General features: G+C 44.5%; 15 protein-coding genes. 1 reads left to right on the top strand and 14 read right to left on the bottom strand.

The window, feature by feature from the left end; all coding sequences use genetic code 11:
* Positions 1–21: 21 nt before the first annotated feature.
* From polA to ACQVGT_RS06425, 7 genes are all read right to left on the bottom strand, one after another.
* Positions 22–2,664 carry a DNA polymerase I gene (gene polA / locus ACQVGT_RS06455; protein ID WP_015384345.1) on the bottom strand — a complete coding sequence of 881 codons (2,643 nt, stop codon included), beginning with the start codon at positions 2,662–2,664 and terminating at the stop codon, positions 22–24.
* 243 nt (positions 2,665–2,907) lie between these two features.
* Positions 2,908–4,647 (bottom strand): sensory box histidine kinase PhoR, encoded by a 1,740-nt coding sequence (gene phoR, locus ACQVGT_RS06450; protein WP_015483551.1) that lies wholly within the window; start codon positions 4,645–4,647, stop codon positions 2,908–2,910.
* Positions 4,640–5,362, bottom strand: a complete 723-nt coding sequence (phoP, locus tag ACQVGT_RS06445) for a two-component system response regulator PhoP (RefSeq protein ID WP_014477634.1) — start codon at positions 5,360–5,362, stop codon at positions 4,640–4,642. The genes phoR and phoP overlap by 8 nt, the downstream gene beginning before the upstream one ends.
* Positions 5,363–5,573: 211 nt before the next feature.
* Complete coding sequence (mdh, locus tag ACQVGT_RS06440; protein ID WP_003237775.1) at positions 5,574–6,512, bottom strand: malate dehydrogenase; 939 nt, start codon at positions 6,510–6,512, stop codon at positions 5,574–5,576.
* Between the two features lie 43 nt (positions 6,513–6,555).
* Positions 6,556–7,827, bottom strand: a complete 1,272-nt coding sequence (icd, locus tag ACQVGT_RS06435; RefSeq protein ID WP_014477637.1) for an NADP-dependent isocitrate dehydrogenase — start codon at positions 7,825–7,827, stop codon at positions 6,556–6,558.
* Between the two features lie 164 nt (positions 7,828–7,991).
* A complete protein-coding gene (gene citZ / locus ACQVGT_RS06430; protein WP_015483552.1) occupies positions 7,992–9,110 on the bottom strand; it encodes a citrate synthase in 1,119 nt (372 codons plus the stop codon).
* Between the two features lie 335 nt (positions 9,111–9,445).
* Positions 9,446–9,910, bottom strand: coding sequence for a DUF441 domain-containing protein (locus ACQVGT_RS06425; protein ID WP_004398695.1), 465 nt, complete (start codon positions 9,908–9,910; stop codon positions 9,446–9,448).
* Positions 9,911–10,006: 96 nt separating this feature from the next.
* Between ACQVGT_RS06425 and ytvI the strand changes: the two genes are divergently transcribed.
* Positions 10,007–11,122, top strand: coding sequence for a sporulation integral membrane protein YtvI (ytvI, locus tag ACQVGT_RS06420; protein WP_015483553.1), 1,116 nt, complete (start codon positions 10,007–10,009; stop codon positions 11,120–11,122).
* Positions 11,123–11,155: 33 nt separating this feature from the next.
* Here ytvI and ACQVGT_RS06415 read toward each other — a convergent pair whose 3' ends face one another.
* The 7 genes from ACQVGT_RS06415 to dnaE all read right to left on the bottom strand — a co-directional run bounded on the left by ACQVGT_RS06415 (position 11,156) and on the right by dnaE (position 21,458).
* Positions 11,156–11,539, bottom strand: coding sequence for an FxsA family protein (locus tag ACQVGT_RS06415; protein WP_015483554.1), 384 nt, complete (start codon positions 11,537–11,539; stop codon positions 11,156–11,158).
* Between the two features lie 92 nt (positions 11,540–11,631).
* Positions 11,632–13,389, bottom strand: a complete 1,758-nt coding sequence (gene pyk, locus ACQVGT_RS06410) for a pyruvate kinase (protein WP_004398560.1) — start codon at positions 13,387–13,389, stop codon at positions 11,632–11,634.
* 42 nt (positions 13,390–13,431) lie between these two features.
* Positions 13,432–14,391 carry a 6-phosphofructokinase gene (pfkA, locus tag ACQVGT_RS06405; protein ID WP_003237788.1) on the bottom strand — a complete coding sequence of 320 codons (960 nt, stop codon included), beginning with the start codon at positions 14,389–14,391 and terminating at the stop codon, positions 13,432–13,434.
* A 183-nt stretch (positions 14,392–14,574) separates the two neighbouring features.
* Complete coding sequence (gene accA, locus ACQVGT_RS06400; protein ID WP_015384352.1) at positions 14,575–15,552, bottom strand: acetyl-CoA carboxylase carboxyl transferase subunit alpha; 978 nt, start codon at positions 15,550–15,552, stop codon at positions 14,575–14,577.
* Positions 15,537–16,409, bottom strand: coding sequence for an acetyl-CoA carboxylase, carboxyltransferase subunit beta (gene accD, locus ACQVGT_RS06395; protein ID WP_003223544.1), 873 nt, complete (start codon positions 16,407–16,409; stop codon positions 15,537–15,539). Before accD ends, accA begins: the two co-directional genes overlap by 16 nt.
* Positions 16,410–16,741: 332 nt before the next feature.
* Positions 16,742–17,974, bottom strand: a complete 1,233-nt coding sequence (gene ystJ, locus ACQVGT_RS06390) for an NADP-dependent malic enzyme (RefSeq protein WP_014664951.1) — start codon at positions 17,972–17,974, stop codon at positions 16,742–16,744.
* Between the two features lie 136 nt (positions 17,975–18,110).
* Positions 18,111–21,458, bottom strand: coding sequence for a DNA polymerase III subunit alpha (gene dnaE, locus ACQVGT_RS06385; RefSeq protein ID WP_015483556.1), 3,348 nt, complete (start codon positions 21,456–21,458; stop codon positions 18,111–18,113).
* Between the last annotated feature and the right edge of the window lie 23 nt (positions 21,459–21,481).

The raw sequence follows: 21,481 nt of genomic DNA, 5'->3' as shown, positions 1-21,481 counted from the left end.
TCCATCACTTCCTATCTCTGTTTATTTCGCATCGTACCAAGATGGGCCTGATGCAAAGTCCACCTTTAACGGCACATCTAATGCAAGCGCATGCTCCATCACTTCAGGAACAAGCTTTTCAAGAATTTCAATTTCTTCCTTTGGCGCCTCAAAAATCAATTCATCGTGTACTTGAAGCAGAAGCCTTGCTTTCAACTGTTTTTCTTTCAGCTTGGCAGCCATGTCAATCATGGCTTTTTTGATAATATCAGCGGCGCTTCCTTGAATCGGCGTATTCATGGCCGTCCGCTCCGCAAAACTTCGGATATTAAAGTTCCGGCTCGTCAGCTCAGGGATGTAGCGGCGGCGATGCATAAGCGTTGTTACGTATCCTTTTTGTTTCGCTTCCTGTACTGAATCTTCCATGTACGCTTTTACGCCTTGGAAGCTTTCCAGATAGCGGTCGATAAATGCTCCCGCTTCCTTCCGAGTAATGCCGAGGTTCTGTGACAGACCGTAATCGCTGATCCCGTAAACAATGCCAAAGTTGACCGCTTTCGCCTGGCGTCTCATCGCAGATGTCACTTCATCCTTAGCGACATGGAACACATCCATTGCCGTTTTCGTGTGAATATCCATATCATTTGTAAAAGCTTCGATCAGATTTTCATCCTTTGAAATATGGGCAAGCACCCGCAGCTCGATTTGTGAATAATCGGCTGCAAAAATGAGCCAGTCTTTTTCAGACGGCACAAAAGCTTGGCGAATTTTCCGCCCTTCCTCAAGCCTGATCGGAATGTTTTGCAGGTTCGGATCAGTCGAGCTGAGACGGCCAGTTTGCGTTAAGGCCTGGTTAAATCGCGTGTGCACTTTATGCGAATCCGGTCTCGTCACCTTTAAAAGCCCTTCGATATATGTTGATTGAAGCTTGCCAATTTGTCTGTACTGTAAAATATAGTCGACAATATCATGCTTGTCAGCCAGCTTTTCAAGCACATCGGCAGACGTAGAATAGCCTGTTTTCGTTTTCTTTACGACAGGAAGACCGATCTTTTCAAATAAGATGACGCCTAGCTGCTTCGGAGAATTGATGTTAAACGGCTCTCCCGCAATCTCATGGATTTTTTCTTCATATTCCTTCAGCTTCGCACCCAGTTCTTCACCCATCCGTTTTAAACGGTCAACATCGACCTTGACGCCAGTTGATTCCATTTCGCCGAGAATAAGCGCAAGAGGCATTTCCAGCTCTTCAAACAGTTCAAGCTGGTCGTTGTTTTCCAGCTCCTGAACGAGCTTTTCCCGAAGGCTTTGAATCGCTAACGCTTTTCGGCCAAGGTGCTCAGACAGTACGTCTTCTGACGGCACTGCTCGTTTTGCTCCTTTTCCATAAACTGATTCATCACTTGAAACGATATGCAGGCCGTAATCCTTAGCCACACTCGCAACGTCGTCATATGAATTGCCCGGGTTGATGATATAAGCCGCAAGGAGCGTATCAAACTCGGCTCCTTTCAGCTCAATGCCCTGCCAGCGCAAAGCGACAACAGCCCGCTTGCTGTCGAAGACCCATTTCTTCTGATCGTCATTTTCCACCCATTCTTTAAACACCTCAGACTCAACGGCAATGTCTTTCGGAATGAAATAAGCTCCCGTTTCATTTACGATCGAAAATCCGAGAATCGGCTCTTCATGATAATTATCGCCAATCTGTTCAACGACAAATGCGGATGGAGAAACCAATATATCGCTTGTCACGTCTGTGACTGTTTTGACATTAATGTCTTCCAACGATTGATCCTGTTCTGCTTCTGCACTGTCTTCTCCAAGCCGTTCAAGAAGCGTGTTGAAGCCAAGATCTTTAAAGATGGCAATGACCTGTTCACGATTAAAGCCTTGATATTCCAGAGCGGAAACAGATACCTCAATCGGAGCATCTGTCATAATTGTCGCAAGCTCCTTGCTCATCAATGCTTGATCCTTAAACTCCTCAAGCTTTTCCTTCAATTTCTTTCCGCTCACCTCGTCAATGGACTCCAGCAGCTTTTCAACGGAATCAAATTGTTTTAAAAGCTTAATCGCAGTCTTTTCTCCGACGCCGGGCACACCCGGAATATTATCTGAGGAATCGCCCATCAGACCCTTCATGTCAATGATTTGTTCAGGCGTAAGCCCATATTTCTCTTTGACATGCTCCGGTGTGTAAAATTCAACGTCGGTAATTCCCTTTCTCGTAATGGCAACTGTCGTTTTGTCCGTTGCCAGCTGGGTTAAATCCTTATCCCCTGAGAAAACCTTAACTTCAAATCCGTCTTTTTCAGCCGATTTGGCCAGTGTGCCGATAATATCATCCGCTTCATATTGTTCCAGTTCATAGCGGCTGATCTGGTAGGCATCCAGCAGCTCGCGGATAAACGGCATTTGTTCGGAAAGCTCAGGCGGAGTTTTCTGTCTGCCGCCTTTATATTCTTTAAATGTGCCGTGACGAAATGTTGTTTTCCCGGCATCAAACGCAACCAGCATGTGCGTCGGTTTTTCATCCTCAAGCATTTTCATCAAAATCATCGCAAAGCCGTATACAGCATTCGTATGAACACCTTTATCATTGCTTAACAGCGGCAATGCAAAAAACGCCCGGTAAGCCAGACTGTTTCCGTCTACAAGCACTAATTTTTTTCGTTCCGTCATTCAATTTCCTCCTAAGAAGCCTCAGGCTTCCATTCATCTCTTACATAGTCATTAGCTCCTCTTATTTTAACAAAGTTCAATTTGAAAGGAAAATACGTGAACTATAAGAGAAGACACAAAAAAGGACGGGAACACAAATAGGTTCCCGCCGTCAAAATTGGCTCCTTGGATGAAGGGGTTCTACTACATCCTACCAGCATAGGTTTAACAGTGCATGAAGATATTGTTAAACCTTTGTAAACATTAGGCGGACTTTTCAGCGGCCCGTTTCAACGTCACGGTAAAGACAGTTCCCCGTCCAGGCTCGCTTGTGACATCAATTTTCCCTTCATGAGCCTCTATTAAATGCTTGACAATCGCAAGGCCCAGCCCTGTTCCGCCCGAATTCCTGCTTCTGTCTTTATCTACGCGGTAAAAGCGTTCAAAGATGCGCGGAATTTCTTCTTTCTGAATTCCGATTCCAGAATCGGCAACCTCAATCTGAATGTCTTTTTCTCTGGGCTTTACATTGATAGCCACGGAGCCCCCCTCAGGCGTGTAGGTTAACGCATTGTTTACGAGATTAAGAAATACCTGTTTCAGCCTGTACGGGTCACCAGATACATATTGAGGGTCTTTCGGGACATTCAGTTGCAAGGAGATGCCTTTCTCATCCGCCTTATGCTTCAGAAGCGTTTCAATCTCACCAAGCATTTTGGCCGGATCAAACGTTTCGATACTGAGCGTGAAATTTTGCTGCTCGATTTTTGAGAGATCGAGCAAATCCTGAACCAAAGACTGAAGCCTTTCGCTTTCCTTAAGAATAATAGAGAGAAATTCAGAAAGCGCCTCTTTATCCTCCATCGCCCCGTCCAATAACGTCTCCGTAAACCCTTTTATAGACGTAATCGGCGTTTTCAGCTCATGAGAAACATTGGCCACAAAATCCTTCCTCATCTGCTCTAATTTCTTTGTTTCCGTCATGTCATGGAAAACAAGCACAATTCCTTTCCATTCATCGTCCGGCCCCATAATCGGAACGCCGTCCACTTCAAAATAACGCCGTTCTATTTTGATCGGCAGTCTTAACAGCTTGCATTTCTTTGTCTCCGTCATAAAAATGTCTTCGACAAGCTGGATCACTTCTTCATGTTCAAATGCATCGTGATAAAGACGGCGCAGCATATGATTCGGATTGATATGAAACTGCTTGGCGTAAGACCTGTTTACGAGATTAATAAAGCCTCTTCCGTCGATCATAATCAGCCCGGAGCCAATGTTTTCAATGACTGTCAGCAGCCGATCCCGCTGCATTTCCTGCGTTCGCGTCATTTCCATCAGATCAATGGCAAGGCTGTTCATCGCATGTCCTAGCTTATCAGAACGCCTAATATAGCCGCCGTATGTCCGTGCATCGTAGTTGCCCTTAGAGAGTTCTGTGGCTACATTTGTGGCTGACTCAATTGACCTTTTATAACGTGAGGTCATGCTGGAATAAAAATAAACAATGACGATAAATGCGGTACAAAGACTGGCCGTCAGCATCCCCCACAATTCGCCTTTTAAGCCGTCGCTTTTTCCAGAGGCGGAAAGCAGCACATATCCTGTTTTTTCACCTTCGCTTCTAAGTGAAAGTCCGTAATAAAGCTTGTTATCTGTTGTTGACAGAATCCCCTCATGGCCAGAAACAAGCGCCTGCACCTTTTGGGAATCAGCCGCTCTCCCGTTTGACCCATACAGCACCTTGCCGTCTGTATCGATAACGGATGCGCTCACATCAAGCGCGCCGCCTGCATCTTTAATGATTTTCTCATTTGCTTGATCATTCAGATTGCCGGCATCAAGAAGCGAAGCCAAGTATTTTGCTTCTTTTTCAATGTGTTCCTCTGCTTTCCTTTGATCAGATGTTTCAAAAAGCTGCTGTAAAAACAGCCCGAGGACACAAAACACCAGAATCATACAGACAACGAATACAGAAAAAAGGCGCACACGGTATTTATTCATTCATTTTTGGCTCCTCCAGTTTATACCCCAATCCCCTAATCGTTTTAATGTAGATCGGTTTTTTGGTATTGTTTTCAATTTTGTCGCGAAGATGGCTGATGTGCACATCAACAATTCTCGTATCTCCGGCAAAATCATAATTCCAGACTGCGCTCAGCAACAGGTCTCTCGTCAGAACTCTGCCTTTATGTCTGCCTAAATAGAGCAGCAGTTCGAATTCTTTCGGTGTCAGTTCAAGCTGACTTTCTTTAAAGTACGCTTCATAATGATCAGGCAGGATTTTCAGATCGCCAATTACGATCTGGCCTTCCATTTCATCATTCTTCATCTCACTAGAGGGCGCAGCCATTTCCGAACGCCTTAAAATCGCTTTTACTCTCGCATTTACTTCCCTTGGACTGAACGGCTTGGTCATATAATCATCAGCACCGAGCTCAAGCCCTAATACTTTGTCGAATTCCTCATCCTTCGCTGTCAGCATTAAAATGGGAAACATCAGTTTTTGCTGTCTCAGCTGCTTGCATACTTCGATTCCGTCCAATTTTGGAAGCATCACATCAAGCACAATCAAATCAGGCTTCTCTGTTTCCGCTTTTTTGAGTGCTTCTTCCCCATCCGAGGCGGTAATGACATCATAGCCTGACCGTTCCAAATTGTACTGTAAAAGAGTAACAATAGATTCTTCATCATCCACAACTAAAATTTTCTTGTTCATGCTGTGCCTCCAGTATTATAATTCCCCGACATCCTATTTCTCTATTTTATGTCATCTTAACATGTTTCATGATTTTATTTTAGCGAAAGCAGGACATTCCGACAATTCGCCTTTTACATCATTTTTAAAAGAAATATAGATGTGCATGATAACGCTTTCATTTATAGTAAAAAGAGAAAGGCTGTATTAAGCAAGCCTTTCTCTCTTTTTATTAGGATAATACTTTCATGACATTTTTGACAGATTCAACTGATTTATTCAGCTGCGCTCTTTCATAGTCTGTCAGTTCAAGTTCAATGATTTGCTCAAGACCGTTGCCGCCTACAATTGTAGGAACACCAAGGTAGATGCCTTCATAGCCGTATTCCCCTTCAAGATAAGCAATTGTAGGAAGGACGCGGCGCTGATCTTTCAAGATCGCTTCGACCATTTCTGTCAGAGAAGCCGCAGGCGCATAATACGCGCTTCCGTTTCCAAGAAGATTCACGATTTCGCCTCCGCCTTTTCTAGTGCGCTCCACAATTGCGTCAATCCGTTCTTTCGGAATAAGAGTTTCAAGCGGGATACCGCCAGCATAAGAATAACGCACAAGCGGCACCATATCGTCACCGTGTCCGCCGAGTACGAAACCAGTCACATCTTTCACTGACAGGTTTAATTCCTCTGCCACAAATGTTCTGAATCTTGCCGTATCAAGCACACCGGACTGGCCGATTACACGCTCTTTAGGGAAGCCTGATTCTTTGTACACCGCGTATGTCATTGCATCAACAGGATTTGTCAGCACCACAATAATAGAGTCAGGAGAATATTTCACGATTTCCCGCGTAACGCTTCTCATAATCTTTTCGTTTGTAGAGACCAGATCATCTCTGCTCATACCAGGTTTTCTTGCGATACCGGCTGTAATGACAACAATGTCAGAGCCAGCTGTATCCTCGTAATTAGATGTTCCCGTAATTTTTGCGTCAAAACCTTGAACTGGGCTTGCTTCAAGCATATCAAGCGCTTTTCCCTTTGTCGGGTTCTCCAATTGCGGAATGTCAACAAGAACAACGTCTGCCAGCTCTTTTTGAGCGATTAAAAATGCAGTTGTAGCTCCGGTAAAACCTGCTCCGATAACAGAAACTTTTTTACGAGTATTTCCCATGTCTCTCTTCTCCTTTATGGCTAGTTTTAGGCTTTTTCCTTGCTTAGTCCATGTTTTTGATCAGTTCTTCTCCGAACTCTGAACATTTCACTTCAGTCGCCCCGTCCATTAATCTAGCAAAATCGTAAGTTACGACTTTGGAAGCGATTGTTTTTTCCATAGATTTGATAACCAAATCAGCCGCTTCGTTCCATCCTAAATGCTCAAGAAGCAGAACGCCTGAAAGAATAACTGAAGATGGGTTTACTTTATCAAGGCCTGCATATTTAGGAGCCGTTCCGTGCGTCGCCTCGAAAATCGCATGTCCTGTTTCGTAGTTGATGTTCGCTCCAGGAGCAATGCCGATTCCGCCGACTTGCGCAGCAAGAGCATCAGAAATGTAATCTCCGTTCAAGTTCATTGTCGCAACGACATCAAACTCGTTTGGACGCGTTAAGATCTGCTGAAGGAAAATGTCAGCAATGCTGTCTTTGATAATGATTTTTCCTGCTGCTTCCGCTTCGCTTTGCGCTTTGTTGGCAGCGTCTTTTCCTTCTTCTTCAGCAATGCGGTCATATTGAGCCCATGTGAAGACTTTATCTCCGTATTCTTTTTCAGCAAGTTCATAGCCCCAGTTTTTGAAGGCGCCTTCTGTGAACTTCATGATGTTTCCTTTGTGAACAAGCGTTACAGATTTGCGGCCATGCTCGATCGCATAATCAATGGCAGCTCTGACCAAGCGGCTTGTTCCTTCTTCTGAAACAGGCTTAATGCCGATACCTGATGTCTCAGGGAAACGGATTTTGTTGACGTTTAACTCATTTTGAAGGAAGCTGATAAGCTTTTGCACTTCTTCAGAGCCTTTTGCATACTCGATGCCTGCGTAAATATCTTCTGTATTTTCACGGAAGATGACCATATCAGTATCTTCAGGGCGTTTTACCGGTGACGGCACTCCAGTAAAGTATCTTACAGGTCTTAAGCAGACGAATAGGTCAAGCTCTTGTCTGAGCGCTACGTTCAAAGAACGGATACCGCCGCCGACAGGTGTCGTTAACGGGCCTTTAATCGCGATGAAATATTCGCGGATCACATCTAATGTTTCAGCAGGGAGCCACTCACCTGTTTTATTATAAGCCTTTTCTCCGGCGTAAACTTCTTTCCATGTAATTTTCTTTTCGCCTTTGTATGCTTTTTCTACTGCTGCTTCCAAAACCTTCGAAGCCGCGTTCCAAATATCAGGACCGGTTCCGTCTCCTTCGATAAATGGGATAATCGGGTTGTTTGGTACGTTTAATACTCCGTTAGAGACTGTAATTTTTTCACCTTGTGCCACAATAAAAACCTCCCAGTATGTAATTCATATTTAGAAAACATTTTATTTTTCTTAAATAGAAAACAAAATGATTTTTCCCAACATTCAATTTAAAGTGTAACCCAATTTTGATGTTCTGAACAAGAGGCTAACCTCATTGACGCAAGCCAGCCTCCAATGGTTCTTTAGGCTCTTTCTTCAATCGGAACGAATTTTTGTTTGTCAGGGCCTGTGTAATCTGCACGCGGGCGGATCAGACGGTTGTTGTCATACTGCTCAAGAATATGAGCTAGCCAGCCGGACATTCTGCTTACAGCAAAAATCGGTGTAAACAAATCATGGTCAATACCGAGGCTGTGATATACAGAAGCCGAATAGAAATCAACGTTAGGCGGAAGCTTTTTCTCTGATGTGACGATGTCTTCTATAAGAATCGACATCTCATACCATTTGCTTTCGCCTGTCAGGTTGGTCAGGCGCTTGCTCATTTCTTTCAGATGCTTCGCGCGCGGATCACCATGCTTATACACACGGTGGCCGAATCCCATGATTTTTTCTTTCTTTTCAAGTTTAGCGCGGATGTACGGCTCAGCATTTTCCACTTCACCGATTTCTGTCAGCATTTTCATAACGCCTTCATTCGCTCCGCCGTGAAGAGGCCCTTTCAGCGCGCCGATTGCTGCAGTAATGCCTGAATAGATGTCAGAAAGTGTTGCGACGCAGACCCTCGCTGTGAACGTTGACGCGTTCAGCTCATGGTCAGCATGTAAAATCAATGCTTTGTTGAAGGCTTCAACTTCAATTGGTGAAGGCTCTTCACCGTTTAATGTGTAAAGAAAATTCTCCGCAATACCGTAATCTTCTCTCGGTTCAACAGGCTCAAGACCCTTGCGAATTCTGGAAAACGCTGCAACCAGGCCAGGCACCTTTGCCTGAAGGCGGATCGCCTTTCTGTAGTTGGCTTCCGGGTTCATGGTATCAGCCTCGCTGTCTAGCAGGCCTAGTAATGAAATTGCTGTCCGAAGAGCAGCCATGGGATGAACATTTTCGAGGGAATAAGATTTGAAGTGCTCAATAATTTCTTGCGGAACGGCAGCTTCCTTTGCAAGCTGCTGCTTTAACTCTTCAAGCTCTTTTTTGTTTGGCAGCCTTAGATGCCAAAGCAAGTAGATGATTTCTTCAAAACTTGCATTCTCTGTCAAATCATCGATATCATACCCCACATATGTAAGGGTATCATCAATAATAGAACTAACAGATGATGTTGTTGCTACAACCCCTTCAAGACCGCGTGTCGCTGTCATATATAACATCTCCTTTTCAATAAATTTCCCCTTTAAGAGTGTTGTAAAAACATGAGGCTTACTTAAAAAGCACGATGCAAGTATTTCTCTCCCCCAAAAAGAAAATGCTTACATTTTACTGGCTGCTGGTACTAAAACCCTTTGCTTATGAAAGAACATAACAAATTCTTATAAGCTTATTTAAGTTTAAGCCTATTCTCATTATAAACAATAATCAGACATTTGTTAAATGTTTACCTATAATTTTTTTTTTCATTCTGTGATTTCCCCGAAAAAACGCCTTTATTTGCGGGTTTTTGCATACAAAAAAAAGCGGCTTTAAGGCCGCTTTTTTTTTATGAAGTGAACAGTTTTACGATCTGCATAGCTAAATAAGCAATCCCCGCTCCGATCAGCGGTCCCACCGCAACTCCTCCAAAAAGCGCGACTGCAAGAATGGTCCCGATCACGAGAGCAGTTGTAATATGCGGATCATTTTCAAGCAGGGTCAGGCCGTTTTTTGCAATCAGCGCCACTGCGATCCCCGCTCCAAGGGCGATCCATGCGTAGGAAGACCGCATTGCTTCTCCAAGCTGCTTAAATCCGATTTCTCCCGTGGCAATCGGGACAAGAACGGCGATGGTAATAATGGTCACACCCCAGTTAATGCCTTTTGACTGGATGGTCGGGAATAATTTCTGATCAAGTCCAACGATTTTGATGATCAAAAGGACGGATACAGCAAAGAGCAATGATTGGTTTTTTGCGATAAGTGCGATGGCCAAGAGTAAAATTAAAAATAAATTCGCTTGTGTAAACACATGCCATCCCTCCTTTAAGATGAATGTATTCATATTCAGCAACAGCGTGAATACATATAAAAAATAGGACATGCTGACGAGAGGAGGACCGTTTTCGTGAATCAATCTTATATCACTATTTTTTTCAGAACCCTCTTTGTCATATCAATGACCGCAGGGTCGATAGCTGCGGCCTATTATTCGTTTCCGTTAACTTATCCGTTCCTGATCGCCCTTATTCTTTCATCAGTGATTCATCCTGTTGTCGATTATTTGGACAAAGTGACAGGATTCCCCCGAACGATAAATGTTCTGGGCGTTCTTGCTTTTTTTCTGTTCGCAGCCTTCGGTGTGCTCACCATTCTGGTAGCCGAAATCGTAACGGGAACAGCCTATCTAGCAAAAACGCTGCCTCCGCATATCAGCACGTTTATTTCATATTGCGAAAAATTGTTTACAACTCATATTCAGCCGCTCTATAACGAGTTAACTCTTTTGTTTCAAGAATTGGAAACGAACCAGCAGGCTTCCATCGTCACTCATATCCAGACACTCGGTGATTCTGCCGCTAAAAATGCCGGGCTCCTGCTGTCCCACATTCTAGAGATGATCCCGAGATTTTTCGCTCTTCTTCCCAATACGGCGGCGGTTCTGATTTTTTCTCTTCTGGCAACCTTTTTTATGACAAAGGATTGGCATAAGCTGAAAGCCATGCTTGTTTTAATTCTGCCAGATCGTGTGACAGCTAACAGCAAAGCGATCAGCAGCGAATTAAAAAAAGCAATGACTGGTTTTATCAAAGCACAAGCCGTCCTCGTTTTCATCACGATGGTGATTGTATTTATCGGCCTTTCTCTCTTAAAGGTTGAACACGCCGCAACAATCGCTTTTTTAATCGGGCTTGTAGATCTTCTCCCTTACTTAGGTGCCGGCTCCGTATTTGTACCCTGGATTTTGTATTTATCGATTACGGGCCAGCTGCCCCAAGCGATCGGAATTGGTATCCTGTACCTCATCGTTCTTATTCAGCGGCAGCTGACAGAACCCAAGATACTAAGTAAATCTATCGGGATCGATCCGCTGGCAACGCTCATCGCCCTGTTTGCCGGCTTTAAATTATTCGGGTTTTTAGGACTGATTGCAGGACCTGCTGTTCTCGTCATCATCCAAGCTTTCATCACGACAGGCGCATTAAAAGAGATATGGTCCTATATCACCGTTCAGCAAAAATAAAACGGCAGCCGTTTTTACATGGCTGCCGTTTTTTTATTTGAAGATGATCCGCTTATTCTTCGACATTCCTCTCAGCCATTTGAACAGAATCGGCTTACACCAGCCGCGGGTAAACGGGATAAGAAGACAGGCGCCGGCCAAATCTGATAAAAAGCCCGGAAGCATCAGCAATAGACCGCCGATGAAAATGCACAGACCGTCAGCAATCGCTTCCCCCGGCATTTTGCCATATTGAAGATCACGCTGAACCTTATAATACACTTCGGTTCCTTGTTTTTTTGCAGCTGCTGCGCCGATAATGCCCGTCAGAATCATGAATAAAACTGTCGGCAAAATGCCAATCAGCTTGCCTAAAAACAGGAATATGCCGATTTCTATTGCCGGAAACACAATAAAAAGCAAAAACAAAAATCTCATATCCAAGCCCCCCACACGTGTAACACGTTCTGTTCAACAAAAGGCATGATAAAGAGAAAAGGAAGGGATTCCCCTTCCGTTTTCACCTGTAATTAAAGAACGCTCGCACGGCCTTGATAGACTGCGCCTCTGGAAGCGTCAACTGTAATATCCTGGCCATCTGTCAAAATAGATGTCGCATTTTCCAGACCCACGATAACCGGGATGCCAAGGCTTAATCCGACTACCGCAGCATGGCTAGTCAAGCCGCCTTCTTCTGTAATAAGAGCAGACGCTTTTTCAAGGGATGCAATCATATCACGGTCAGTGCTTTTGGTAACAAGTACCGCACCGTCCGTCATTTTTTGCTCAGCTTCTTTTGCATTTTGTGCAACGACAACCGGACCGTAAGCTGATTTGCGTCCAATGCCTTGCCCTTTAGCGATGATATCGCCGACAGTATGAACCTTCATTAAGTTCGTAGTGCCGGACTCACCGACAGTGCCTGCTGTAATAACGATAAGATCGCCGTGTTTTACAATTCCGCTGTTCAATGATTTTTGGACAGCATCCTCAAGCATCTCATCTGTTGAGCTCGCATTTTGGCCGCTTTCTGCGAATACGCCAGATACGAGGGCAAGCTTTCTGGAAATAGAGTCATTTACAGTAACCGCAACAATCGGAGCCTGCGGACGGTATTTTGCAATCATACGTGCTGTATGGCCGCTTTCTGTCGGCGTTACAATCGCAGCAGCATTCAGGTTAATCGCCGTATGCGCGACAGATTGTCCAATTGCGTCTGTAATTGTCATGCCCACTTGATCTCTGCGTTTTGAGAGAATTTCTTTATAATTTAAAGCTTCTTCAGAACGGGACGCGATGTTATGCATTGTTTGAACTGCTTCAACCGGATAGCTTCCGGCAGCAGTTTCACCAGATAGCATGATCGCATCTGTTCCGTCGAAGATCGCGTTTGCAACGTCACTTGCTTCCGCACGAGTCGGACGCGGGTTGCGCTGCATGCTGTCAAGCATTTGTGTTGCTGTAATAACAGGTTTGCCCAGCGCGTTGCATTTTTTGATCAGTTCTTTTTGCACAAGCGGCACTTCTTCAGCTGGAATTTCCACACCTAAGTCTCCGCGTGCAACCATTAAGCCGTCAGACACTTCGAGAATTGCATCGATGTTGTCAACGCCCTCTTGGTTTTCGATTTTAGGGATGATTTGAATATCCTGAGCGTTGTGCTCTTCAAGAAGCTCACGGATTTCGAGCACGTCCGTGGAACGTCGAATGAAAGATGGTGCGATGAAGTCTACTCCTTGCTCAATACCGAAAACGATGTCTCGCGCATCTTTTTCAGTAATACCCGGAAGATTGACACTTACGCCCGGTACGTTAACACCTTTTTTATTTTTGAGTGTTCCGTTGTTTAATACTTTTGTTTTGATTTCGCGTTTAGCGGCATCTACATCAAGTACCTCAAGACCAATAAGGCCGTCATCTAACAGAATCGTTGAACCTTGTTCAACGTCATGGACTAAACCTTCATATGTCACTGAAATTTTATCTGTTGTTCCTACAACCTCGTCCATTGAAATGATAAGCTCTTTGCCTGTTTCAAGCTCAATACCGCCGTTTTCCATTGTATGTGTGCGGATTTCAGGACCTTTTGTATCAAGCAGAATACCAACGTTCTTGCCAAGTTTTTTGCTTGCTTCGCGGATATTTTTAATTCTTGCACCGTGCTCCTCAAAATCTCCGTGAGAAAAGTTTAATCGAGCCACGTTCATTCCTGACTCCATTAATTTCGTAAGCATTTCAATACTTTCACTTGCCGGACCGATGGTACAAACAATTTTAGTTTTTCTCATTTGGTTCACTTCCTTCTGAAATCTTCAGCCTTCAGCTGCACATTAGATAGACAGTTCTTTTGAAAGCTGATACATGTTTTGCTCAACTGTGTGTTTTGTCTCCAGTATTTCTATAATATCATGGTCTACAAGCTTATTGTTTTGTATACCTACACAGCGTCCGCCTTTTCCTTCAAGCAGCAGTTCAACTGCATATGCGCCGAGACGGCTTGCTAACACACGGTCAGCAGCACTCGGAGAACCTCCGCGCTGGATATGGCCCAATACAGATACCCTAGTTTCAAGGTTTGTTTCTTCTTCGATGCGTTTCCCGAATTCAACACCGCTGCCTACACCTTCGGCAACAATAATAATACTGTGTTTCTTGCCGCGTTCGTGGCCGCGTTTTAAGCGAGCAATGATTTCGTGCATGTCATAGTCTGCCTCAGGGATTAAGATCGATTCCGCGCCCCCTGCAAGACCGGCCCACAATGCAATATCGCCGGCATGACGGCCCATTACTTCGATTACATATGTACGTTCATGAGAAGTCGCTGTATCGCGAATCTTATCAATTGCGTCAATTACTGTATTTAAAGCTGTATCGAAACCGATTGTAAAATCAGTGCCCGGAATGTCATTATCGATTGTACCCGGTACACCTACACATGGAAACCCGTGTTCCGTTAATTTTTTCGCACCCATATATGAACCGTCTCCGCCGATAACAACAAGGCCTTCAATACCAAGCTTCTTCAAGTTTTCTATCCCTTTTTCACGGCCTTCAACTGTTTTGAATTCAGGACACCTTGCCGTATAAAGCTTAGTTCCTCCACGATGTATAATATCGCCTACTGATCCGAGTTCAAGCTTTTCAATCTTTCCGCTGATCAATCCCGCGTATCCGTTGTAAATACCGTAAACTTCAACGTCATGATAGATCGCCTTTCTGACTACTGCGCGAACTGCTGCGTTCATTCCCGGGGAATCCCCGCCGCTCGTTAATACCCCTATACGTTTCATTCTCCATTCACCTCAGCAACATATATGATTAAACATAACATGATCATTGCCCTAAAAACAATGAAAAGGGATCTCCATCCTCCCTATGAAACCTTACCTATTATACAATTAAATAAATTGTTTTTAAATAAAATTTAAGGAATGTCACAAAAAATAAACGTGAGCCAAAGGCTTCACGTTTATTTAGTTTACCCCGATATATTGATCTTCAACCGAGACTTTGCCAATTGCTTTATATTTTTCATAGCGCTGCTGAACTAATTCTTCTTCGCTCAGCTTCAGCAAAGTTTTTAACGATTGTTTAAGGGTTTCGTCCATATAGCTGGCCTGCAGCTTCACATCATGGTGCGCTCCGCCTTTTACTTCTTTAATCATATGATCTATAATACCTAATTCTTTTAAATCCGGCGCAGTGATTTTCATTGTTTCTGCTGCTTTTTTAGCAAGACTGGAGTCCTTCCATAAAAGTGCCGCGGCACCTTCCGGAGAAATAACAGAATAAGTAGAGTTTTCCAGCATATGCAAGTGATTGCCTACTCCCAGACCAAGGGCTCCGCCGCTTCCGCCTTCACCGATGACGATGCAGATAACAGGCACTCGAAGGCCGGCCATCTCAAACAGGTTTTTGGCAATAGCTTCACTTTGTCCTCTTTCTTCAGCTGCTCTTCCAGGGTATGCCCCCTTCGTATCAATAAAACAGATAATCGGTCTGTTAAATTTGTCAGCCTGTTTCATCAGACGAAGCGCTTTTCTGTAGCCTTCAGGATGCGGCATCCCAAAATTGCGGACTAGGTTTTCCTTCGTGTCTTTGCCGCGCTGATGCCCGATTACCGTTACAGGGAGGCCGTGGAACTTCGCAATCCCGCCAACAATGGCTTCATCGTCCCCGTACGCTCTGTCTCCGTGACATTCAAAAAAGTCGGTAAACAGGTGTTCGATATAATCAAGAGTTGTCGGACGGTCCGCCAGACGCGCAATTTGAACCCGGTCCCATGGCTTCAGATTTTTGTAAATATCATCCTGAAGCTTAGCGAGACGGTCTTCGAGCCGTTCGATTTCCGCACTTAGATCCATATCGGAATCTTGGGTGAATTTTTTTAGTTCGGCGATTTTGGATTGCAGTTCAATCACCGGTTTTTCAAATTCTAATCTTGGAGCCACTCAATGTCACCTCCTGTTTGATGCATATCCAGCAGATTTTCTAACGTTTTTTTCATATCGTCGCGATGAATAACCGCATCAAGCTGTCCATGTTTTAATAAAAATTCAGCCGTTTGGAAGTCCTCAGGCAGTTTTTCTCCTATTGTCTGTTCAATAATCCGTCTTCCGGCAAAACCGATCAGCGCGCCAGGCTCAGCGAAATTGTAATCGCCAAGGGATGCAAAGCTTGCTGATACGCCTCCGGTAGTCGGATGCGTCATTACTGAAATAATAAGACCCTGCTCTTCACTGAACAGTTTTAACGCAGAGCTTGTCTTAGCCATCTGCATCAAACTTAATACGCCTTCCTGCATTCTAGCGCCGCCTGAAGCCGTAAAAATAATAAACGGAACTTTATCAGCTTTTGCTTTTTCAATCGCAAGCGTGATTTTTTCACCGACGACTGAACCCATGCTGCCCATTCTGAATGAAGAGTCCATGACGGCGACAACAGCCGGGTGTCCGCCGATGGTGCCCTTGCCTGTCACAACAGCCTCGTTTAAGGATGTTTTCTCGCGATCTTTTTCAAGCTTTTCCAGATATCCCGGGAAACCAAGTGGATTTTCCGAGAGCATTCCCTGATTGAATTCCTCAAAGGATTGTTCATCCATCAAGCTTTCGATACGCTGTTTTGCGTTCATTGGGAAATGATAATCGCAGTTCATGCATACCCGCATATTTTTATCCAACTCTTTAGTGAGCATGATTTTTTTACACTTAGGACATTTTGTCATAATGCCTTCCGGAACATCGTGCTTCGCTTGATCAGATGGTACGGAAGCATACTTTTTCTTTTTCGTGAATATATCCTTTAACAAATGATTACCTCCCTTTTGTGAAGGGTTCTCTTCACCGCATGTCATCAAACAGATAGACTTGCTAATAACTTTACCGAAACTATTGTACTTTTTTTGTCAAACGCTGTCATCCTCAATTCGACAACTTTTTATTCGATGACGTGCTCGGAAAGGCTTGTATGAAATCAGATAAGGTGTTGAAACGACAAGGTTGACAGCGCATTCAAAAATAATGTTAAACCCGGCTGAAATTTTTTTAAGGCTAACCCCCTAAAAAAATTTCAGCCGTCAGTTTAACTTGAGAACAGCGCGCCGGTCTCCGCCAACGCGCTGCCATTTTTGGAATGAATTAATTATTCACCAATAATCGTAAGTTTTCTTGTTTTTTCTGCGACTTCCTCAGGGTCAACAGTGATTCTTGCAACACCTGTTTCCATCGCAGCTTTTGCCACAGCCTTCGCAACAGCAGGCGCAACACGTTTATCAAACGGTGCAGGGATGACATAGTCTGCGCTAAGCTCATCTTCTGAAACCAGTGAAGCAATGGCTTCAACCGCTGCGATTTTCATTTCCTCGTTAATATGAGTGGCACGCACATCAAGCGCTCCGCGGAAAATACCAGGGAATGCAAGAACATTGTTTACTTGGTTCGGGAAATCAGAACGGCCAGTTCCGATAACGCTTGCTCCGGCTTCACGCGCATCTTCCGGCATGATTTCCGGATTTGGATTTGCCATTGCAAAGATAATTGGATCTTTTGCCATGCTTTGAACCATTTCTTTTGTTAACGCGCCTGCTACAGAGACACCGATAAATACGTCAGCATCAACGATGACATCTTTCAGAGAACCGTCTTTGCGATCTTGGTTCGTGAACTTCGCCACTTCATTTTTGACATCGTTCATGCCGTTCGGGCGCCCTTCATAAATGGCCCCTTTGGAATCGCACATCACAATGTCGCGAACGCCATAATGATGAAGAAGCTTGATAATCGCAATGCCAGCCGCACCCGCGCCGTTTGCGACAACTTTAATGGATGACATGGATTTTCCAGACAGTTTCAGCGCGTTCACAAGACCTGCTACGGTTACAATGGCAGTACCGTGCTGATCATCATGGAAAACCGGGATGTTTGTTTCTTTTTTGAGGCGCTCTTCAATGATAAAGCAGTTTGGCGCTGCAATATCTTCAAGGTTGACGCCGCCAAATGTCGGTTCCAGCAATTTTACAGTTTCAACGATTTTATCAACATCGTTTGTGTTTAAAGCAATCGGGAACGCATCTACGCCCGCAAAGCTTTTGAAAAGAACTGCTTTCCCTTCCATAACAGGAAGCGCCGCTTCAGGGCCGATGTTTCCAAGGCCAAGCACAGCTGTACCGTCAGTTACAACTGCTACCATGTTCCCCTTCATTGTATAATCATATACTTTGTTAATGTCTTCATGAATATCCTTACACGGTTCTGCAACACCCGGAGAATAAGCGAGGCTTAGATCTTTCGCATTTCTGACCTCTACTTTTGATTTAGACTCCAGTTTCCCCTGGTTGACTTTATGCAGGTGTAATGCTTCTTCTCTTAATGACATTCTCCTAAACACTCCTTATGGATATTTTTTGATTCGTATACTGCTGCGTTGATTGCTGCATTCTGCGGAGTAAATCTATCTGAATATTTAAACAGGATCACATAATTGCTCCAATTGTATAACAAAAAGCGAATCGTTACCACTGTTTTAAAACGACGTTTTTTTGACCCAACAGCTCTTTTAAGCGATATAACACCTGGTGATCTGCATTGATATGGAACGACTCAGGTAGCTTAATCGTCTGTTTTTGCCTTTCATAATAGAGATAAACGCCTGTTTCCCCTTTATGCTCCAGCAAAATGCGCTTAATCTTTGCCAGGATCTCCTGGCTGTGCTGACTGCTTTCTATTTTTATATAAACCGATGGCGCTTTTTCTGCATCCATATTTTCTAATAATTCTGCCCGGGACATGATGAATTGAATCTTATCTTGTCTTACTTCGCATTTCCCCGCTGTGAACAAAAGAGCGCCTTCTCTTAAAACGGGTGAAAGCTGTCTGAATTGTTCAGGGAAGACTACGGCTTCCATCTCGCCGGTTTCATCACTGAGCGTTAAAAACGCCATGTTTTGACCTGTTTTCGTCCGAATCGTTTTGATCTTCGACAGCAGAACGCCTAGTGAAAGCTGCCTTTTGACTGCCCGCTGAGCCTGCAGAATGGAGACTGCTCCATGCGCAGTGAGCTGTTTTCGGAAGGCGGAGAGCGGATGATTTGAAAAATAAATGCCGAGCGTTTCCTTTTCAAATGCAAGTAAATCCACTAGCGGAAGCTCTTCCGTTTCCACATACTTCGGCTTAATTGAAAACGATTCATCTAAAAACAATCCCATTTGGTCATCGTCCGCGGCGAATAGCTCAGCATGTTCCAAAGCAACATCAATGGATGCGAGCAGCGTGGCCCGGTTTTGGCCGAATTCGTCCATCGCACCAGAAAAGATAAGTGCTTCAAGCATTTTGCGATTTACGCTTTTTGACGGCACCCGAAAGCAGAAATCGAAAAGATCTTCAAATGGTTTCTCTTTTCTTGCTTTATATATATCTTTGACTGCTGAGACGCCTACACTTTTTATCGCGCGGAGGCTGTATCTGACAGATCCGTTTTCAACTGTAAACGGAAAACTGCTTTTATTCACTGACGGAGGAAGGATACGAATCCCGCTCCCCTTTGCTTCGTAAAGATATTGAGAGATTTTATCCTCATTGCCAATGACGCTTGTCAGCAATCCGCACATAAAATATAACGGATAATGAGCTTTCAAATACGCAAGCTGGCACCCGATCATGCTGTATGCCACCGCATGGCTTCGGTTAAAGCCATAGTTTGCGAATTTGACGATTAAATCGTAGACCTCATTTGCAGTGTCTACAGAATACTCCTTTTTTAAGCACCCTTCAACAAAATGGCTTCGCTCTCTGTCCAGGATTTCTTTTTTCTTTTTGCTGACCGCCCTTCTCAATAGGTCCGCTTCGCCTAAAGAAAACCCCGCCATACGGGAAGCAATCATCATAATTTGTTCCTGATACACAATGACGCCATATGTATCTTCCAAAATGCTCCTTAAATCTTCATGAGGATAGTGAACAGGCGCCCGGCCGTGTTTACGGTCGATAAATAACGGAATATTTTCCATCGGACCCGGCCGGTACAGTGCATTGACCGCCACAATATCTTCTAGGCCTGAAGGTTTCAGCCGTTTCAAGACGCTTCTCATCCCTGCAGATTCAAGCTGGAAAATGCCTGTCGTATCCCCTTTTGACAGCAAGGAGAACGTTTTGTCATCGCTGTAGGAAATACTTGAAAGATCTATTTTAATATTTTCTTCTTTTTCAATCATTGAAGTGATGGATTCAATAAGTGTCAGGTTCCTCAAACCTAAGAAATCCATTTTTAAAAGGCCCAAGTCTTCAAGATGGTCCATCGCGTATTGCGTTAAATAGATCCCTTCATGCCCTTCTTGAAGCGGAACAACATCTGTTAACGGTTCTTCACTCAGGACAACGCCCGCTGCGTGGGTTGATGCATGCCTTGGCAGCCCTTCTATTTTCCGGGCAATTGAATAGACTTGCTGAAGCAGGCTTGACTCCCGAAGCCGCTTATCCAGCTGCGGTGACTGCTGTCTCGCTTCATCCAGCGTCATGCCCGGTCTTGAAGGAATGAGTTTTGCAAGCTGATCTGCCTCCTTCGGGCTGACGCCGAATACTCTGCCGACGTCCCGGAGCGCCGCCTTTGCCGCAAGTGTTCCAAAGGTGATAATCTGTGCGACGTGCATTGCACCGTATTTCTGCTGAACATATTGAATGACTTCATCCCTTCTAGTATCGGGAAAGTCAATATCAATATCCGGCATGCTGACGCGTTCGGGATTTAAAAATCTTTCAAACAGAAGGTGATGCTTAATCGGGTCAACATCTGTGATATACAGGACATATGCCACAAGAGAACCTGCCGCAGAACCCCTTCCCGGTCCTGTAACAATCCCTTTTTCATGGGCGTGCTTCATAAAATCCCACACGATCAGAAAGTAATCGCTGAACTTCATCCGCTTGATGACATCAAGCTCATATTGAAGACGGCGAAGGTATCGTTCATCAGGCTTGCCGAAACGGCTGCGGAGTCCCTCCATACAGATATCCGTTAAATAATCATCAGCGGACGTTCCGTCTGGGGTCGGAAAAGACGGTAGACGGGTCTGCCCGAGACTGACGTCAACCCGGCATTGTTCCGCGATCTCTACAGAAGCTTGCAGTGCCTCGGGATGCTCTCGATAAATGTTTTGCATTTCTACGAGTGGTTTCAAATCGAGATCAGGCAAATCTTCAGCGGGTGCATCCGTCAGTTTTTCCCCCGCTTTAATCGCTTTCAAACAACGGTAGGCAGCCTTATCTTCCTTCCTTATGTAATGCACATCGCCTGTGGCCGTAACAGGGATACCCGTTTCTTCTGACAGCTTTAGAATCTGCTCAGACAAGACTTGATTCCCTTTAAAAGGCTGATAGGAGAAATAAAAAGCTCCCTTTCCGAATATAGACTGAAATTCCAGCGAGGCTTGAGCAGCCTGTTCGAACAGCCCTCCTTCAAGAAGCGTTTCAATATATCCTTTTTCGCCGGGCGTTATTGCGATAATCCCTTCTCGATAACTGTGAAGCCATTTCGGCTTCAGTCCGCCTTTTGATTTAGATTGCAGAACGCTGCTGATTTTCAGCAGGTTTTGATAGCCTGTATTTGATTTTGCCAGCAGGACGAGCGGGTATGCTTCAAGCTCGCTGTCATCTGTAAAAACAGAAGCCGTCAAACCGATTATTGGGTTGATCCCTCTCGCCTTGCAAGCTTTATAAAATTGAATAGCTCCGTACATGACATGATCATCTGTCAGCGCCAAAGACGCATATCCGAGCCTGTCAGCTTCACTGACGAGCTCTTCCACAGCCGCGGCGCTGTTTAGCAGGCTATACCCGCTATGCACTTGCAGGTGAACAAAAGACATGCTATCACCTCTTTCTCATTACG

The organism is Bacillus sp. SCT118 (assembly GCF_058566435.1).
The sequence above is the reverse complement of the archived record's forward strand: the minus strand, read 5'-3'. Positions and strand labels throughout refer to the sequence as shown.

What these genes read in the sequence shown, in the direction of transcription:
- phoR (WP_015483551.1), bottom strand. Translation starts at nt 4,647, where the DNA reads ATGAATAAATACCGTGTGCGCCTTTTTTCTGTATTCGTTGTCTGTATG.
- ACQVGT_RS06415 (WP_015483554.1), bottom strand. Translation starts at nt 11,539, where the DNA reads ATGAGATTTTTGTTTTTGCTTTTTATTGTGTTTCCGGCAATAGAAATC.
- dnaE (WP_015483556.1), bottom strand. Translation starts at nt 21,458, where the DNA reads ATGTCTTTTGTTCACCTGCAAGTGCATAGCGGGTATAGCCTGCTAAAC.
- citZ (WP_015483552.1), bottom strand. Translation starts at nt 9,110, where the DNA reads ATGACAGCGACACGCGGTCTTGAAGGGGTTGTAGCAACAACATCATCT.
- phoP (WP_014477634.1), bottom strand. Translation starts at nt 5,362, where the DNA reads ATGAACAAGAAAATTTTAGTTGTGGATGATGAAGAATCTATTGTTACT.
- pyk (WP_004398560.1), bottom strand. Translation starts at nt 13,389, where the DNA reads ATGAGAAAAACTAAAATTGTTTGTACCATCGGTCCGGCAAGTGAAAGT.
- pfkA (WP_003237788.1), bottom strand. Translation starts at nt 14,391, where the DNA reads ATGAAACGTATAGGGGTATTAACGAGCGGCGGGGATTCCCCGGGAATG.
- ystJ (WP_014664951.1), bottom strand. Translation starts at nt 17,974, where the DNA reads ATGTCATTAAGAGAAGAAGCATTACACCTGCATAAAGTCAACCAGGGG.
- polA (WP_015384345.1), bottom strand. Translation starts at nt 2,664, where the DNA reads ATGACGGAACGAAAAAAATTAGTGCTTGTAGACGGAAACAGTCTGGCT.
- mdh (WP_003237775.1), bottom strand. Translation starts at nt 6,512, where the DNA reads ATGGGAAATACTCGTAAAAAAGTTTCTGTTATCGGAGCAGGTTTTACC.